This is a genomic window from Aeromonas sp. FDAARGOS 1403, from assembly GCF_019047325.1.
Taxonomy (GTDB): Bacteria; Pseudomonadota; Gammaproteobacteria; order Enterobacterales; family Aeromonadaceae; genus Aeromonas; species Aeromonas dhakensis.
In genome coordinates, this window is sequence record NZ_CP077249.1 from 45,001 (window position 1) to 61,563 (window position 16,563).

Annotated in this window: 14 protein-coding genes (1 of these 14 only partly in view); 5 read left to right on the forward strand and 9 right to left on the reverse strand. The window is 64.5% G+C overall.

Going from position 1 to position 16,563, the window contains the following annotated elements; genetic code table 11:
• Both I6L33_RS00135 and clcA read right to left on the reverse strand, forming a co-directional pair.
• Positions 1-636, reverse strand: partial view of a DUF6776 family protein gene (locus I6L33_RS00135; protein WP_065017877.1) — the 5' portion only. It extends 60 nt beyond the left edge of the window; the window shows 636 of its 696 coding nt (coding positions 1-636); it begins with the start codon at positions 634-636; its stop codon lies beyond the left edge, outside the window.
• Between the two features lie 86 nt (positions 637-722).
• On the reverse strand, positions 723-2,117 hold the full coding sequence (clcA, locus tag I6L33_RS00140; RefSeq protein ID WP_216973352.1) for a H(+)/Cl(-) exchange transporter ClcA: 1,395 nt from the start codon (positions 2,115-2,117) through the stop codon (positions 723-725).
• Between the two features lie 224 nt (positions 2,118-2,341).
• On the opposite strand from clcA, the gene hemL reads away from it, so the two are divergent.
• On the forward strand, positions 2,342-3,628 hold the full coding sequence (gene hemL / locus I6L33_RS00145; RefSeq protein ID WP_017766319.1) for a glutamate-1-semialdehyde 2,1-aminomutase: 1,287 nt from the start codon (positions 2,342-2,344) through the stop codon (positions 3,626-3,628).
• Positions 3,629-3,828: 200 nt separating this feature from the next.
• On the forward strand, positions 3,829-4,644 hold the full coding sequence (locus I6L33_RS00150) for a hypothetical protein (protein WP_216973353.1): 816 nt from the start codon (positions 3,829-3,831) through the stop codon (positions 4,642-4,644).
• 207 nt (positions 4,645-4,851) lie between these two features.
• Here the strand turns inward: I6L33_RS00150 and I6L33_RS00155 are convergent, their stop codons facing one another.
• Complete coding sequence (locus I6L33_RS00155; RefSeq protein ID WP_216973354.1) at positions 4,852-5,754, reverse strand: sulfite exporter TauE/SafE family protein; 903 nt, start codon at positions 5,752-5,754, stop codon at positions 4,852-4,854.
• Positions 5,755-6,010: 256 nt separating this feature from the next.
• A complete protein-coding gene (locus I6L33_RS00160) occupies positions 6,011-6,733 on the reverse strand; it encodes a phosphatase PAP2 family protein (protein ID WP_216973355.1) in 723 nt (240 codons plus the stop codon).
• Between the two features lie 211 nt (positions 6,734-6,944).
• Between I6L33_RS00160 and I6L33_RS00165 the strand changes: the two genes are divergently transcribed.
• On the forward strand, positions 6,945-7,472 hold the full coding sequence (locus I6L33_RS00165; RefSeq protein WP_201892723.1) for a DUF2937 family protein: 528 nt from the start codon (positions 6,945-6,947) through the stop codon (positions 7,470-7,472).
• A gap of 65 nt (positions 7,473-7,537) precedes the next feature.
• Here I6L33_RS00165 and I6L33_RS00170 read toward each other — a convergent pair whose 3' ends face one another.
• Together I6L33_RS00170 and I6L33_RS00175 are read right to left on the reverse strand one after the other, a co-directional pair.
• Positions 7,538-9,118, reverse strand: coding sequence for a response regulator (locus tag I6L33_RS00170; protein ID WP_216973356.1), 1,581 nt, complete (start codon positions 9,116-9,118; stop codon positions 7,538-7,540).
• Between the two features lie 111 nt (positions 9,119-9,229).
• Positions 9,230-10,111 carry a LysR family transcriptional regulator gene (locus I6L33_RS00175; RefSeq protein WP_005304434.1) on the reverse strand — a complete coding sequence of 294 codons (882 nt, stop codon included), beginning with the start codon at positions 10,109-10,111 and terminating at the stop codon, positions 9,230-9,232.
• A gap of 157 nt (positions 10,112-10,268) precedes the next feature.
• Between I6L33_RS00175 and I6L33_RS00180 the strand changes: the two genes are divergently transcribed.
• Both I6L33_RS00180 and I6L33_RS00185 read left to right on the forward strand, forming a co-directional pair.
• Positions 10,269-10,667 (forward strand): SMR family transporter, encoded by a 399-nt coding sequence (locus I6L33_RS00180; protein WP_216973357.1) that lies wholly within the window; start codon positions 10,269-10,271, stop codon positions 10,665-10,667.
• The gene (locus I6L33_RS00185; protein ID WP_005304440.1) at positions 10,655-10,975 is read left to right on the forward strand and encodes an SMR family transporter; all 321 of its coding nucleotides are present in this window, start codon (positions 10,655-10,657) and stop codon (positions 10,973-10,975) included. The genes I6L33_RS00180 and I6L33_RS00185 overlap by 13 nt, the downstream gene beginning before the upstream one ends.
• Before the next feature lie 89 nt (positions 10,976-11,064).
• Here I6L33_RS00185 and I6L33_RS00190 read toward each other — a convergent pair whose 3' ends face one another.
• The 3 genes from I6L33_RS00190 to hrpB all read right to left on the reverse strand — a co-directional run bounded on the left by I6L33_RS00190 (position 11,065) and on the right by hrpB (position 16,524).
• Entirely contained in the window at positions 11,065-11,463 is a 399-nt protein-coding gene (locus tag I6L33_RS00190; RefSeq protein ID WP_216973358.1) for a VOC family protein, read from the reverse strand.
• A 42-nt stretch (positions 11,464-11,505) separates the two neighbouring features.
• A complete protein-coding gene (gene mrcB / locus I6L33_RS00195; protein WP_216973359.1) occupies positions 11,506-13,827 on the reverse strand; it encodes a penicillin-binding protein 1B in 2,322 nt (773 codons plus the stop codon).
• Positions 13,828-14,076: 249 nt separating this feature from the next.
• Entirely contained in the window at positions 14,077-16,524 is a 2,448-nt protein-coding gene (hrpB, locus tag I6L33_RS00200; protein WP_216973360.1) for an ATP-dependent helicase HrpB, read from the reverse strand.
• Positions 16,525-16,563: the final 39 nt, after the last annotated feature.

Below are 16,563 nucleotides of genomic sequence, written 5' to 3' on the forward strand. Positions count from 1 at the left end.
CCATTCGGCCAGCAGCTCCTGGGCCGGTTGCCGGCCATCCTTGCCGATGGTGATCCGTACCCGGTCTGGTACAAAGCCTTCCGGCAACTGCCAGTTACCTTCCAGCAGCTGGAAGTAACGCAGTGCATAGCGCCCCTCTCCTACCTTCATGCCCAGCTCACGGCTGCCGAGGGTTCTGGGCTTGTCACCCTGGCTTCCTTCCACCTTTATCTGTACCTGACCGCGGAACAGCTCGCGCTTCTTGGCGGGCTGGGTCAGCGCCAGCCGATAGTGATAACGGCCAGGGATACTGGTCTCCTGCAGGGTGAGGTTGTCGATCACCACCCCCACCTGCTCGCCGGTGGGACGCATGATCCGCTCGAAGAAAGCCAGCTGGCGCTTCTGCTCCTGCACCTGGGCTTCCTGATCCTTGAGCGCCTGCTGCAACTGCTCGAACGCCGCCTTCTGGGTAGCCAGCAGGGTCTCCTTGATACCGAGCTCGCTCTTGAGCTGGCCAATGGCCTTGGCCTGGCGCTCCAGCGTCTCCTGCTGAACCGTCAACAGACTGCTCTGAGCCAGCTCCTGGCGATTACCGACGAAATAGCCGATGAGCGCCCCCACCATCAGCACTGCCAACCACTTCATTATCTGGGACATAAGGCCTCTTTTGTTACTGCGCATACTGCGGCCACGCTCCCTTCACTATACGCGACACAAGCAGACTCAGGCCGGCAGACAAAGAGTTAACCGGCACTGGCGCCGCTTTCTCCCCGCTTTTGACGCGCCGCGAGCCGTAAAGTTCGCTCCAGGATCTGGGAATAGATGGGGCGGCCTCCCAACCACTGGGCCACCAGGGTCGCACCGACCGTGGTGATCATCATGGGCAGGATCAGCTGATAGTTGTCGGTCATCTCGGTCACCAGCACTATGCCGGTGATGGGTGCACGTACGGTGGCGGCAAACAGCGCCCCCATACCGGCGATGGCAAAGGCGCCCGGTTCGATGCCAAGTTCGGGGAAGGCCGAGTGGAACAGGTGACCGAACACCACCCCGAACAGGGTGCCAAGGGCCAGGGTCGGCGCAAATACCCCACCCGGCGCGCCGGAGCAGAAACAGACCAGAGTGGCCACCAACCGGATGGAAAAGATGAGGAACAGGGTGGCCATCGCATACTCCCCGCCCATCAGGTGAGGGATAAGTTCGGTGCCACCGCCGGTCACCGCCGGGGCGAACAGCGACAGCACGCCGAAGGTGCCTGCCACCAGCATGCCGATGGCCACGAAGCGATGGCGCTTGTTTTGATGCAGAGCCAGATAACCATCCTGACAGGCCAGCACCAGCTTGTTGAAGACGAACCCCAGCACGCCGAAAGCGGCCCCCATGAAGAGGAACAGCCAGAGCGCCTTGAGGGCCGGGGCGTCGTAGTGAGGCAAGCTGATCACGGCCCCCTGCCCCTTCATGTTCTGCAGCATCAGGGTCGCCATGATGGCGGAGATACCCACCGCCTTGATGGCCAGAAAGGAGTAGCGAAACTGCGGTCGCATCTCCTCCATCACGAACAGGATCCCCGCCAGCGGCGCATTGAAGGCGGCGGCCAGACCGCCAGCCGCACCGGCCGCCAGCAGGGCGTGGCCATGCTCCTTGGGCAGCCGAAAGATATCCGCCACCATCTTGCCGAGGTTGCCGCCGATCTGCACCGAGGGCCCCTCCCGCCCCAGCACCATGCCGGAGCTCAGGGTGCAGATACCGCCGAAGAACTTGACCGGCAACACCCGCCACCAGCGCACCGGCCGCAGCTCGTCCATGGCGCCCTCGATCTCGGGAATGCCGGAGCCCCCCGCCTCCGGCGCAAAGGTGTGGGTCAGGAAATAGCCGATCATCCCCAGCAGGGCGCTGAAACCGAAGCCGAGCAGACCGAGCAGCCACCAGGGGCGATCGGCCAGCAGATCAATGCGCTGCTGCGCCAGCCAGTGGACGCCGGACTCGAACAGTCCACAGACCAGCCCGGCCAGGGTACCGACCAGTGCCGCCAACAGCAGCACCAGCAGAGGCATCTTGTCTTGATGAATGATCCGCCGCAGGACAGGGCCACGGGGAGGCGAGAGCGGTTCGGCAGAGGAGAAAGCTTGTTGCGACATGAAAAAAACCACATTCGTTTGCTGACGGAGGTGACGACATCCAGCCTGCTGCCCGGCTGCCCAGCACCGGGCCTTTCTGCTATAGTCGGCCCGTTTCATTTAACACGGGGCAGTCCTTGGCCAGGGAGTCAAGAGCGCAAGCATACTCCAGCTCCCCCCGACTGCCGAGCCGCAATCGGCCACCTGCACCTGTGTGACGACCAAAATCCCATTAAGGATGATCCATGTCAAAATCAGATCAGCTGTTTGAACAGGCCCGCCAGACCATTCCGGGCGGCGTCAACTCACCGGTCCGCGCCTTCAATGGGGTCGGCGGCACACCCCGCTTCATCGATCACGCCGATGGCGCCTACCTCTATGACGTGGACGGCCAGGCCTACGTGGATTACATCGGTTCCTGGGGCCCCATGCTGCTGGGTCACAACCACCCGGCCATCAAGGCCGCCGTCATCAAGGCCGTCGAGAAAGGGCTGAGCTACGGCGCCCCCACCGAGATCGAAGTGCTGATGGCCGAGAAGGTACGCCAGATCGTCCCCTCCATGGAGCAGGTGCGGATGGTTAACTCCGGCACCGAGGCGACCATGAGCGCCATCCGGCTGGCCCGCGGCTACACCGGCCGCGACAAGATCGTCAAATTCGAAGGCTGCTACCACGGCCACGCCGACTCCCTGCTGGTCAAGGCCGGCTCCGGCGCGCTGACCCTGGGTCAACCCAACAGCCCGGGCGTGCCGGCCGACTTTGCCAAGCACACCCTCACCTGCGTGTTCAACGATCTGGACTCGGTGCGCGAGGCCTTCAGCCAGTACGGCAGCGAGATCGCCTGCATCATCGTCGAGCCGGTGGCCGGCAACATGAACTGCATCCCGCCGGTGCCCGGTTTCCTGGAAGGGCTGCGCGCCATCTGTGACGAATTCGGCGCCCTGCTGATCCTGGACGAGGTGATGACGGGTTTTCGCGTCTCCCTGCGTGGCGCTCAGGGCCACTACAACATCGACCCGGATCTCACTACCCTCGGCAAGATCATCGGTGCCGGCATGCCGGTCGGTGCCTTCGGCGGCAAGAAGAAGGTGATGCAGCATATCGCCCCGACCGGCCCCGTCTATCAGGCCGGCACTCTCTCCGGCAACCCGGTGGCCATGGCCGCCGGCCTCACCATGCTGGATCTGCTGCTGGAGCCGGGCCTCTATGAACAGCTGAGCGCCAAGACCGCCCGGGTTGCAGAAGGGCTCAAAGCCGCTGCCGCCAAGCACGGCATCCCGCTCGCCATCAACTACGTGGGCGGCATGTTCGGCTTCTTCTTTACCGAAGAGCCAGAGATCACCCGCTATGAGCAGGTGACCCGCTGCGACATGGAGCGCTTCAAGCGCTTCTACCATCTGATGCTGGAAGAGGGTGTCTATCTGGCGCCGAGCGCCTACGAGGCAGGCTTCTTGTCGCTGGCCCACGGCGACAAGGAGATCGAACACACCCTGGCCGCCGCCGAGCGCAGCTTCGCCAAGCTGGCCGGCTAAGCCGTCGCCATCTGTCGCACAAGGGCCCTTCGCGGGCCCTTTTTCATTCTCCCCTCGCCATGCCCGCTGCCGGTGCAATCTGCCCGTCGGCAACCGTGATTTGTCACCAAACGGTGCAACCCCCACCACAGTCGTTGTCATAAAGCAGGCCCACAATTTGCAACCGTCAACAAGACCCACCCTTTGTGAGCGAGGTAGGTATGGCGGAAATGAGCCCCATCGATGTGCTGCGACGCTATCAGGAGTACGAAGCCGAACTGGCCCCCCTGCTGCTGGGGCTGCTGACGGCGCCACTCGATTCACTCAAGGATTACCCCTTTATCCTGCATCAGGTGCCCAGCCGGGAACCACTCGGGATCCTGCCGCCAGTACCGGCGCCGCAAGCCCGTTTGCATCTGATAGTGAGAGGTCATGGCCGTGAGTTGACCCTCTGCCTGAACCAGCTTATCGCCTGGTTGATGGGGGACAGGGAGCGGCGCCGGGCCATGCCCTGGTTCAAGGGGGTTTATGTGGTGCTGAGTCTGGCGCTGTTTCTGATCGTCGCGACGCTTATCTGGCACGGGCTGGAGCAGCTCTACCTGCTGCTGTGCGGGGAGCAGCAGAACCGGCTGGGGGCCTTCAGCGCCATCATCTTTCTGACCCTGGCGCTGGCGGTATTCGATCTGGGCAAGACCATTCTGGAAGAGGAGGTGCTGCTGCATAAGGACATCTTTCGCCACAGCGCCATTCGCCGCACCATTACCCGTTTCATCGCCGCCATCCTGATCGCGGTCTCCATCGAGGGGCTCTTGTTGCTGTTCAAGGGATCATTAGGCCAGAGCGAACTGCTCTGGCCGGCGGTGGGGGTGATGGGGTGCGCCGTGGGGCTGCTGCTGGCCCTCGGGCTCTATGTGTTTCTGGGGGCCAGGGCCGAAGCGGCACTGGTGCAGGCTAGCCTGCGACCGTTGCCTGCCGGGGTTGCAGTGCCCGCCTCACAGCCCGCCAGGAAGCGTACCTGGCCCAAGAGGTATAGATAACGCTAAAGGCCTGCAATCACATCAATACTCCACGGCCAGCACCGGCACGCGCCGTACTGGCTAACCAGTGACGCCTGCCAGCCGGGGGTTGTGGCGCCCGTCGCGCCGCCCGCCAAGAAGCGGGCATGGTTCAGGAGGTATAGATAGCGCCAAAGGCCTGCAACCACTTCAATACTCCGCGGCCAGCACCGGCACGCGCCGCACTCGCTAACCAGTGACGCCTGCCAGCCGGGGTTGTGGCGCCCGCCGCGCCGCCCGCCAAGAGGCGTACATGGTCCAGGAGGTATAGATGACGATGAAGGCCACCAGCCATTTGAGCATCGCCATGTCCATGGATTTGACCAGCATGGCGGCCAGCACCACGCCGACCGGGCCGAAGATGGCCACCGCCAGCACCGCCTTGGCGTTGAAGGCCCCCTTGCGGATGAAGGTACCCGCCGAGAAGACGCTGAGCACTGCGGTGGAGCCCATCATGATGGGGAAGGCCGCCAGCGGATTCATGCCGAGCAGATAGACCAGGGTCATGCAGGGGGCGAACAGGCCTATACCCACGTTCATCAGCACGCCGAAGAGGAAGTTGCCGGCGAGCGCTATCCCGAGCTTGTAACCGGTCAGCCCCATGGCATCGCCACCGAGGGGGAACAGCCCCAGCAGGCCCGCGAAGATGAGGCCAGCCACCACCAGCAGGGAGACCGCCATCACCAGCCGGATGGTCTGGCGATCGAACGAGGCGACGTGGCGCGCCCCCCAGGCCGCACCGGCAGCGGCGGCCACCATCATGCCGATGAGGGTAAGCGGATCCACCTGCACGGCACCGATGAAAATCAGCGACTGGGTGACCGTCGGCAACACGCACTGGCCGTTGAGGGTGCCCGGCAGCAGCCGATCGTCGATCAGCTTGAATTGCTTGTAGCAGGCGGTCTTCACCGCGAAGCTGCCGACCCCCAGAGTATCGAGAAAATTGGCGACAAAACCGATAGCCGCCACCGGCCAGAAGGGGGTCGACTCCAGCGCCCCCTGTTGCCGCTTGTGCCACCAGGCCCGTACCAGCATGAAGATGAACGTCAGCGCACAGATGATGAATATCAGGCGCAAAAGATTAATTAACATACAGAGTTCTCCAGCAACGGGCGGCGATTCTAAGGCAGCAAAAATAAAAAATCTTGGCCCTGATCAAGCATTCATCCCTTGCAAACGATTCCTTGGAGAAACTCTTGTTAGGCACGCCCGAACGAATCTGCTAATACTTCTCTATGAGGGCCAGCAGGCCTGGGGCCGCCGGTGGTAGTCATGGTCATTTCGCGACGACCACAGTCACCGGCGGGAAGTAGACAAAAAGAAGGCCGGTATGCACCGACCTTCTTTTTTATTGCTGACTCGCCGGCGTTTTGCTCGCCAGCCACTGCCAGCCCGGCAGGCGGGGCAGCCGCTGGGCGATCCAGCCGATCAGCGCATCCGACAGCCCGGTCGACAGCAGCAGCGGCAGGCAGAGCAGGGTCAAGGAGAGGGCGCCGACATAGACATCCGTCAGCCAGTGGGCGCCGGAGAGGATGCGGGGCGCCGAGAACAGCGGCACCATCAGCAGCGCCGTCACCCCGGCCCAGCGCGGCAGATAGCGCAGGGCAAAACCGGCGAAGATCATCAGGAACAGGGCGTGATCGCCGGGGAAGCTATCGCTGGACGAATCCTTGGTCGGGATCCCGCTGAGCTGGGTGACCCGCAGTGCATCCGCCACCATCAGGGTCGGGCTGGGCCGGCTGACCGGCAGCAGATGACCAAACTGGTTGATCACCAGGGCCCCCAGCAACATGACACACCCCATGGCCACCAACCGGCGACGCCCCTGCTCGTCCGCACGCCAGAAGCAGCGGGAGAGGATAAGCCCCATGCAGGAGAGCACCGCCAGATCGAACAACCGGTTGTTGGTCACCGCCACCAGATCGGCCCACCATTGGGCCTGACCCAGCCAGCCATTGACCAGATGGAAGACGACGAGATCCCACTGATCCCAGGGGCCGTGATCGGGCAGAGCGGCCCAGCTGACGGCGATGAGACCACCCAACAGATAACAGGGTATAAATTTGCGCATACGGACTCTCCTCCCCGAAAAATGGGGCCGTATTTTAGAACATAATAAGCGTGACGTGAATCACACAAATGAGGGGGGAAGCAAAGTTCATGGGGAAAACAGCGCGGCAAAACAGACTCCGTTTGAGCCCTCACTGGAATGTTCCGATCCTGATGGCGGACTTGGCCGTCCCCGACCTTGCGGCTAGTATGGAGCTCTTCCCATTCGCGAGATGAACAGCAATATGCGCAGCTACCTCAGGATGATGCTGTTTGCCCTTGGCCTGCTGGCCGGTGTGCAGATCCCGGGTCTGATCGACCTCTACTACCAGCGGCTGGATGCCCGGCTGCAACAGGCCAGCCTCAGCCTTGCCCCCTTTCAGGAGACGGCAGACCAGCACTTCGACGGCGATCTGACGGCCCTGGTCAACCACTACCGCACCAACCCGGATCCGGTCTTCGCCAAGGATGCGGCCAGCCTGCAACTGCTGGTCAGCCAGCGTCAGACCCTGCAGCAGGAAAGCGTCTACAAGGACGCCCCCTGGTACCGGCAGCTCTCCCACCTGCTGCTGCGCGCCGAGCCCCAGCTCTGGCAGGATACCCTGCAAAACTACAGCTACGTGGTACCGCTCAAGCAGGCCGCCATTGTCTGCGGCATGGCTGCAGGCTTGCTCTCGGCCCTGGTCGGCGATCTGCTGCTCGGCCTTCTGCTGCTGCCGTTTCGCCAGCGCCAGCCCAGGGTACGCTACGGCCAGCGCTGATCCCTCAGCCAGTCCCCGCCAACAACAAGGGGGCCCGCGGCCCCCTTGTTGTCTCTTGCTCTCCCCTACAGCTCGTAGGGCAAGCGCGATTCGCTGACCAGCCGGTTGAGCGCCTTCACCACCTCGGGATCGAATTGGCTGCCTGAGCGCGACATGATGTACTCCATGGTCTGGGCCAGCGACCAGGGCTCCTTGTAGGGGCGTTTGCTGAGCAGGGCGTCGAACACGTCGACCACCGCCACGATACGGGCCGACAGCGGGATCTGCTCACCGGCCAGCTGCTCCGGATAACCCTTGCCATCGAAGTGCTCATGGTGGCCGCGGGCGATCTCGGCCCCCAGCGACAGATAGCTGGTCCCCTCCACCATCTCCCCCGCCTTGTGCAATATGCTGGCCCCGATGTCCGCATGCTGCTCCATGATGGCCCGCTCGTCCGGCTCGAACCGCCCCGGCTTGTGCAGGATGTGGTCCGGCGTGCCCACCTTGCCCACGTCGTGCAGTATGCTGGCCATGCCGATCATGTCGACGAAGCCGGGGGTCAGCTCGTCGGGATAGGCTCCCGCCTGTTGCAGCTCGGCCACGATGGCGTCGGAGAGCTTCTGCACCCGCAGCACGTGATCGCCGGTATCCGAATCGCGAAACTCCGCCAGCGCCGCCAGCGCCACCACGGTTGCCTCCTGGGCGCGCAGCAGCTGGTTGTAGAGATAGAGGTTGTCGTATGCCGCCGAGATCCTCTGACAGAACACGTCCAGCAGATCGCACTCAAGCGGGTCGAGCGGCTGGGTGGGGGTGAAGTTGAGCACGAACTCGCGCCCGTTCTGGGCGGCGATGTAGAGCGCATCCTGGGGATGCTCGAAGCGGTTGCAGCGATTGGCCAGCGCACTCATCACAGAGTCGTGCAGGGCCGGGAAGGCAGTGAGCGGCACGTCGCTCAGCAGGGATTCATAGTCGCCGGTAGCGGCCAGGATCTCCAGCTCCTGCGAGCCGGGCCGGCGCTCGGCGCAGATGGCCCCCTCGGTACCCACATCGAGAATGGCGCTGATCTGCTTGAGCACGCCGGAGGCAAACTCCCGCAGCGAATGCAGGTGATAGAGATCCCCCGCCCCCTCCAGTATCTTGCCGAGCCCCTGCCGGCTCTTGTCGATGGCGCAGAGGGTCTCGTAGGAGCGCAAGGAGGCGATGACGGTGGTGTAGAGCTTCTGCACCGTCAGCTCGGTCTTGGTCTTGTAGTCGTTGATGTCGTAGTCGAGGATCACCCGCTGCTCGGGGGCCTGCCCGGGCTGGCCGGTGCGCAGCACGATGCGGACCAGGCCGTTCTTCATCTCGTTGCGGATCTGGTGCACCAGCCGCAGGCCGGCGTCCTCGGTCTCCATTACCACGTCGAGCAGGATCAGGGCGATGCGCGGGTTGGCTTGCAGCATGCGGGCAGCCTCGGCACCGCTGTAGGCGTTGAGCAGGGCTAGCGGGCGGGATTTGTACTGAATGTTGGAGAGTGCCAGCCGGGTGGCATGATGAATGTCCGGTTCGTCATCGACGATCAGCACCTGCCAGGGGTTGGCCATCCTGGTCACCACGGCATCATCGTCATCCAGCTCGATGATGTCGTCATCCAGCCAGATCTCGTCCTTGTCTTGGGCACTGCTCATATCGTTCACGCCTCCAGGCGCTGCATGAGGGTACAGACAGTATGTACCATCAGGCCGCGATGGATCACAAGCCCCGCGCGATCCGCCTGCCACCATCCATGAACAGATGACTCACTCGAACGGTTCGAGATAGGCCTGGATCGCCTTGCGCAGCCAGGCCAACACCCTGCCGTGATAGGCATTTTCCGACAGATAGACGCCGTAGTCCCGCCACTGCAGGCTGAACTTGTGCTTGAGGGTGAGCAGGGAGCCTTGGCGCAGCTGACTCTGGATCAGCGGCGACGGCAGCACGGCCCAGCCGAGGCCGTCGAGCACCGCATCGCGCATCAGCTCGAAACTCGACAGCCCGATGTGGTGGCCGCCGATGGGCAGCAGGCTCTTGACCGAGAATTCATCCACGTAGGAGAGGGTGACCTGGGTGTGGCCGGTCAGATCCTGCTGCAGTACCCGCTTCAGGCTGGCCAGCGGATGGCTCGGCGCCACCACCATCAGGGTGCGGATCGGGTTGAGCACCTCGATGTTGAGGCCGCTGCGCTCCTGCTCCTCGGTGATGAGGCCGAAAGCGGCGTCGACAAACCCCTCCTCCACCAGGGCGGGCAGCTCGGGCGGCGAGGCCAGCACCAGCGAGATGCTGGTGCCGGGAAAGCGGTGACGCAACTGGCCCAGCATCTCCCGCCATACCGCCTCGGGAATGGCGTCGTCCCGCGCCACCCGCAGCGCCACCTCGGCGCCGGAGGCGTAGTGCTCGCACTTGAGCTTGAGGCTGTTGGCCGCCTGCAGCAGCCGCTTGCAGTCGTCCAGCACCTGCTCGCCGATCTCGGTCAACCGACTCTGGTTGGCCCCTCGTTCAAAAAGTTCGACGCCAAGCTCCACCTCCAGTGCCGCTATCGCAGTGCTGACCGCGCTGCGACTCTTGCCAAGCCGGCGCGCCGTGTTGGCAATGGAGCCGCTACTGGCTGATTCCACAAAGAGTTGTATCTGGTAGAGCTTCATGATCCGGGTCTAGAGCTGGGTATCCGATATTCACCTTACCTCGCACGCTTCTGCCAAGGCAAACCGTCAGCGTCTGAATTGCCGACGCTCAGCGATTCCAGCCTCCCGCTGGGTGGCGGCTATCATGGCCCCCGTCGCAGCAACAAAAGGACATTTTATGTTATTCAATCGCATGCTCCTGGCCCGCATCTTCCTGACGGGCGCCATCCTGACCGAGGTAGCCGGCACCTCCAGCATGGCCATGATCCCGGAGAACGAAGCCGGCTGGCTCAACTACCTGCCCATGTGGCTGCTCATCTCCTTCTCCTACCTGTTGTTGGCCAAAGCCGCCAAAACAATCTCCATTGGCATTGCCTTCGCGCTCTGGGAGGGGCTGGGGATCGCGCTGATCACCGTCGTCTCCGTGCTGTTCCTCGACTACCAGCTGAATGCTCAGGAGTTGATCGGACTGGCGCTGGCCATAGTGGGGATTGTTCTGGTGACGATGGGCGAGCGCCACGATGAACCGACCGCTCGCACACTCCGTGCCAACGAGGAGGCCGTATGCACCCGCTGATGATAGTGCTGGGCGCGGCCTTGCTGGATATCGGCGCCAACATGGCGATCAACCGTTCGGTCGGTTTTCGTCACAAGGGGTGGGGATTCCTCGGCATCCTGCTGGTGCTGTGTGCCTTCACCCTGCTGTCGGAAGCGGTCAGCACCGGCAAGATCGATCTGGCCGTGGCCTATGCCACCTGGGGTGCCATCGGCATTCTGGGCACCGCCCTCGGCGGCCTGCTGCTGTTTGGCGAGCGGCTCAAGCCCATCGGCTGGGTCGGCATGCTGGTGATGGCCGTCGCGGTCACCCTGCTCACCACCGCCTGATCCCGAGAATGCATCCATGAAAAGCAGCCGCCCGGCTCACCGGGCGGCTGCTTGTTTTGGGGCATGATTTCATGACGGCGAGCGCCTCGTCACCAGGCTTCGTAGAGCTCCAGCGGCAGGCCGTCGGGGTCGGCGAAGAAGGTAAAGCGGCGGCCGGTCAGCTCGTCCACCCGCACCGGCTCCACCTCGACGCCATGGCCCTGCAGATGGGCGATGACCCGGTCGAGATCCGAGACCCGAAAGGCCAGGTGGCGCAAGCCGCACGTCTCCGGTCGGGAGGGGCGCGGCGGCGGCGCAGGGAAGCTGAACAGCTCCAGCTGGCTGCCGTCCGGCAGCGCCAGATCCAGCTTCCACGACTGGCGCTCGGCCCGCAGGGTCTCGGCAATGATGGGCAGCCCCAGCACCTGGTGGTAGAAGTGGCGCGAGCGCGCATAGTCGCTGGCAATGATAGCCACGTGGTGGATGGCATCGAACAGGGGATGTGACATGAGCACTCCAGGCAGGCGGGCAGCCAGGGCTGCCCGCCGCGGTCAGTTGAAGAAACCGTTGAACCAGTTGTCCAGCGCATTGACCGGGCTGGACACCGGAGTGGCACAGCTCATGGGCTCGGCCAACCCGGCCAGCTTGGCCGGCACCTGCAGACTGCCGGGGCAGTCGCTGGCAACCCGGGCACCGCTCGCGCGGGAGAAACTGGCCCAGCTCACCCCCTGCGGCATGTTCATGGCCAGGCTGTTGACCCCGCGCTGGCTCATGTAGCCGCTGAACAGCTGCAGGGCGCCGCTGGCACCGGTCAGGCCGGCCGGGGTGTTGTCGTCGCGACCGACCCAGATGCTGACCAGCTCGTTGTTGTCGAGGCCGGTGAACCAGGAGTCGCGCAGCTCGTTGGTGGTGCCGGTCTTGGCCGCCATGGTGGCGCCGGGGAACTTGGCACCGAGCGCTCGCGCCGTGCCCTGGCTCACCGTCTTGGTCATGGCGAACAGGGTCAGCCAGCTGGCCTGTTCGTCGGTCACCCGCTTGGCCGCTTCGTCATGCTGATAGAGCTTGCTGCCGTCGCTGTTGACCACAGCCCGGATCGCCGACAGCGGCTGGGTCAGCCCCTGGTTGGCGATGGGCAGGTACATCTGGTTCACCTCCATCGGCGAGAGCGCTACCGCCCCCAGCACCAACGAGGGATAGGGCTGGATCTCCTGCTCTACCCCCAGCTTGTGCAGAGTGTCCACCACCTTGTCCAGCCCCACCTGCAGACCCAGATTGACGGTCGGCACGTTGAGGGAGCTGGCCAGCGCATCCATCAGCGGCACGCTCTGACGGAACTTGCGGTCGTAGTTTTGCGGGGTCCAGATCTGGCCATCCTTGCCGCGAATGCGGATCGGCTGATCCTTGAGCGGCGTGCCCAGAGTCAGGCCGTTGGAGAGGCCGGTCAGGTAGACCGCCGGCTTGACCAGCGAGCCTATCTGACGGCGGGCATCCAGCGCCCGGTTGAAGCCGGCGTAGCGTGGATCCCGCCCCCCCACCATGGCCACTACCTCGCCCTTGTGCCAGTCGGAGACCACCATGGCCGCCTCCAGCTTCTTCTTGCCACGCTGCTTCTCGATGGTGGCCAGACCCGACTCCACTGCCTGCTCGGCGGCGTGCTGGGCGATGGGATCCAGGCTGGTGAAGATCTTGAGGCCGGACTGCTTGAGCAGATCCGGGCCGAAGCGGCTCTGGATCTCCCGCTTGAGCAGTCCCATGAAGGCCGGGGTGCGGCCATAGCTCATCTGGCCGCGGGTAATGATGCCGAGCGGCTGCTTGCTGGCCAGGGTGTATTCAGCCTGGGTCAGACTACCGTGATCCATCAGCAGCTTGAGCACCAGATCACGGCGCGCCTTGGCCCGCTCCGGGAAGCGCCAGGGATCGTAATAGGAGGGCCCCTTCACCATACCCACCAGCAGGGCCACCTGATCGATGTCCAGCTCGTTGACCGGGATGCCGAAGTAGAAGTAGGAGGCGAGCCCGAAGCCATAGACCCCCTGGGAGAAGTTCTGCCCCAGATAGACCTCGTTGAGGTAGGCCTCCAGGATCTCGTCCTTGCTATAGCGATAGTCGATCAGCACCGCCATGTAGGCTTCCTGGGCCTTGCGCCACAGGCTACGTTCCCGGGTCAGGAAGAAGTTCTTGGCCAGCTGCTGGGTCAGGGTACTGCCCCCCTGCACGGTGCGCCCCGCCAGCAGGTTGGCCGCCATGGCACGCATGATGGCCACCGGCGAGACGCCGCCATGCTGGTAGAAGTCCCGATCCTCGGTGGTGAGCAAGGTCACCAGCAGGCTGTCCGGCACCTCGGCGAGGCGCACCAGCAGGCGATCCTCCCGATCCTCGGTGTTGAGGCGATCGAGCAGCACCGGGTCCATCTGGGCGTAACCGAGCTGACGCTGGTTCTCCAGCGACTGGATCCCCTCCAGCCGCGCACCGTTGAAGGTGAGGCGCAGGCCGCGGGCGCCGTCGGCCCCGTCATGGAAGGCAAACGGCCGGCGAACAAGCTCGATGCGATTGCCGCTCACCGCATACTCGCCCGGGGAGTGGGGCTGGCGCACCTGCTTGTAGCTCAGCATGTTGAGCTCGCGCAGCATCTGGGTCTGGGAGAGGCGCTGGCTGGGATAGAGCTCCAGCGGCCGGCTGTAGACCATCACTGGCAACTGCCACTTCTCGCCGTCGAAGCGTTCACGCACCTTGGTATCCAGGTAGATGCCAAACACCACCATGAAGGCCGCTCCCACCAGGGAGAGCTTGAAGCCCAGCCAGAACAGCGTGCGCCAGATGGTGCGTTTGGGCGCCACCTTCTTGGGAGTGCGCTTGCGTCGTTGCGTTGCCATAAATCCTCTTTGCTTTCCTTTCTACTTGTTATGTCGCATTAGCGAACGTCCGATCGGGCTTAACCAATTGGATCTGGATTCCGGGTTCGCTCCGCCAGACAGATGGATGTCTCCCCCTCATCCCCGGCCCTTCTCCCACAAGGGGAGAAGGGAGCAAACACCAACCTCGATCAGTTCCCTCTCCCTCTGGGAGAGGGCCAGGGTGAGGGTCATCTGCTGGAGTAGGGCTACGTTATTCCCTGCACCAACCTACAACCCCATCTTCTTCTTGGTGACCCTGGTCGGCATCGCCTCCAGCGGATTGTCCGGCCAGTAGTGGCGGGGATAACGTCCCTTCATCTCTTTCTTGACCAGCTCGTAGGAGCCGGCCCAGAAGGCGGCCAGATCGGCGGTGATCTGCAGCGGCCGCTGGGCCGGGGAGAGCAGCTCCACCACCAGCGCCACCCGGCCGTCGGCCACGCACGGGGTCGTGGCCTGGCCGAACATCTCCTGAATGCGCACCGGGATCACCGGCGCCTGACCCGGCTGATAGCGGATCCGCACCCGGCTACCGGTCGGCGCGGTGAAGTGGCCAGGCAGCGCCTCGTCCAGCCGTCTTGGCAGGGGCCAGGGCAGAGACTGGCGCAGGATGTCGGCAAGGTCGAGCTTTTTCAACTGCTCCAGCCGGGTCATGCCGCTCACCGCCGGCAGCAGCCACTGTTCGAGCGTGGCAAGCAGGCTCGCCTCATCCATGGCTGGCCACCCTTCGTCGGGCAGCCAGTCGGCGGCGCAACGCAAGCGGGCCAGCAGCCCCTCGCTGGTGTCATCCCAAGGCAGCACATGCAGCCCCTTGCGCCGGATCCCCTGCAGCAGGCAGCGCCCCTTCTGTTCATCGGAAAGATCCGTCAGCGGCCGCTGGCTCAGCACCAGTTCGCCGAGCACCTGCTGGCGTTCGGCCCGCACCCGCTCCTCGCGCTCGTCCCAGTCGAACCACTGGCGCTCGCCGACCAGCTCAGGCAGCTGGCGCACCAGCTCATCCAGCTCCACTGGCTCGGCGATGAAGATGCGACTGCCACGCTCGTTCTGGCCCATCTCGATGGCAATGAGCGCCCCCTGCCCCTGACAGGGGTGACCTTCTACCAGATCGCAGCTCACCCCGCCACTGAGCTGATAACGGCTGCCGCTGCGCAGCTTGCCGATGCGATCGGGCCAGGCGAGGGCGCACAGCAGCCCCAGCCATTGCCCCTGGGCATTGGCGGGGCGAGTGCCGAGCCGCTCGAACCAGCGGGCCGCACTCTGGCGCAGGGCCCCCTGGCGGCGGTGGAACAGCACAGAGAGGCGCTCCGATCCTCGCAGATCTTCTTCCAGCAGCGCCACCAGGAAAGCCGCATCGGCGACAATCCCTGTCAGACCCTCGGCCTCCAGCTCGCGCGCGCGCAGCAGCATGCGGGCAAGCCGGGGATGGGTACCGAAGGCCGCCATGGCGCGGCCGGCCGGGGTAAGTTGTTGCTCACCCTCCGGCTTCATGGCGCCGAGGCTCACCAGCAGCCGCTGGGCGCTGGCCACGGCGGCGGCCGGCGGCATGTCCAGCAGCGGCAGATCTTCGACCTTGGCCCCCCACTGGGCGGCGTCCAGCAGCAGGCCGGTCAGCTCCTGGGTGAGGATGTCGGGCGGGCTCTGCTCGGCGAGGCGCTCCTGCACCTCGCTGCTCCAGAGCCGGTAGCAGACACCGGGGCCGAGACGCCCGGCACGACCCGCCCGCTGGGTGGCGGAGGCTTTGGCGATGGGGCGGGTCTCCAGCCGGGTGACGCCGCTCTTGATGTCGAAGGAGGCGCGCCGCTCCAGCCCGCTGTCGACCACCACCGAGATCCCCTCGATGGTGAGGGAGGTCTCCGCCACATTGGTGGTGAGCACCAGCTTACGACGCCCAGCAGGCGCCGGCTCGATGGCCGCCTGCTGGGCCGCCATGTCGAGGCGGCCGTAGAGGGGGGCGAGGGTCACCTCGTCCGGCAGCCGTCCTTCCAGCCACTGCGCCAGCCGCTCGATCTCCCCCTGGCCCGGCAGGAACACCAGCAGGCTGCCGGCGTGGGCGGCCAACGCCTCCAGCACCACGGCGCCGACCTGGGGCTCCAGCCACTGCTGGCGATTGGCGGGGCGGTAGTGGTAGTCGATGGGAAAACCGCGCCCCTCGGAGCGCACCACAGGTGCCTCCGGCAGCAGGGTCTCCAGCGCCATGCCGTCCAGGGTGGCAGACATCACCAAGAGCTTGAGGTCATCGCGCAGCCCCTGCTGGCTCTCGATGGCGAAGGCCAGCGCGGTATCGGCGTGCAGGCTGCGCTCGTGGAACTCATCGAAGATGACCAGGGAGACGCCGGTGAGCTCGGGATCCTGCTGCAGCATCCGGGTCAGCACCCCCTCGGTGACGATTTCGAGCCGGGTCTGGCTGCTGGTGCGGCTCTCGCCGCGTACCCGCAGGCCAATGCGCTCGCCCACCTTCTCCCCGAGCTGGCGCGCCAGAAAGCCCGCGATATTGCGCGCCGCCAGGCGTCTGGGTTCCAGCATGATGATGCGACCGGGCAGCCGATGCTGGCGTACCAGCTCCAGCGGCAGCAGGGTCGATTTGCCCGCGCCGGGGGGCGCCTGCAGGATCACGCTGGCATGGTTGTCGATGGCGGCAAAGAGTGCGGGCAGCACCGACACTATGGGGAGAGAAGACAAAGGGATCAGCACCTTCTTGTTGCAAGCCGTAAAACGGCG

Coding starts and splice junctions, on each gene's coding strand:
- clcA (WP_216973352.1), bottom strand. CDS start 2,117: ATGTCGCAACAAGCTTTCTCCTCTGCCGAACCGCTCTCGCCTCCCCGT.
- hemL (WP_017766319.1), top strand. CDS start 2,342: ATGTCAAAATCAGATCAGCTGTTTGAACAGGCCCGCCAGACCATTCCG.
- I6L33_RS00150 (WP_216973353.1), top strand. CDS start 3,829: ATGGCGGAAATGAGCCCCATCGATGTGCTGCGACGCTATCAGGAGTAC.
- I6L33_RS00155 (WP_216973354.1), bottom strand. CDS start 5,754: ATGTTAATTAATCTTTTGCGCCTGATATTCATCATCTGTGCGCTGACG.
- I6L33_RS00160 (WP_216973355.1), bottom strand. CDS start 6,733: ATGCGCAAATTTATACCCTGTTATCTGTTGGGTGGTCTCATCGCCGTC.
- I6L33_RS00165 (WP_201892723.1), top strand. CDS start 6,945: ATGAACAGCAATATGCGCAGCTACCTCAGGATGATGCTGTTTGCCCTT.
- I6L33_RS00170 (WP_216973356.1), bottom strand. CDS start 9,118: ATGAGCAGTGCCCAAGACAAGGACGAGATCTGGCTGGATGACGACATC.
- I6L33_RS00175 (WP_005304434.1), bottom strand. CDS start 10,111: ATGAAGCTCTACCAGATACAACTCTTTGTGGAATCAGCCAGTAGCGGC.
- I6L33_RS00180 (WP_216973357.1), top strand. CDS start 10,269: ATGTTATTCAATCGCATGCTCCTGGCCCGCATCTTCCTGACGGGCGCC.
- I6L33_RS00185 (WP_005304440.1), top strand. CDS start 10,655: ATGCACCCGCTGATGATAGTGCTGGGCGCGGCCTTGCTGGATATCGGC.
- I6L33_RS00190 (WP_216973358.1), bottom strand. CDS start 11,463: ATGTCACATCCCCTGTTCGATGCCATCCACCACGTGGCTATCATTGCC.
- mrcB (WP_216973359.1), bottom strand. CDS start 13,827: ATGGCAACGCAACGACGCAAGCGCACTCCCAAGAAGGTGGCGCCCAAA.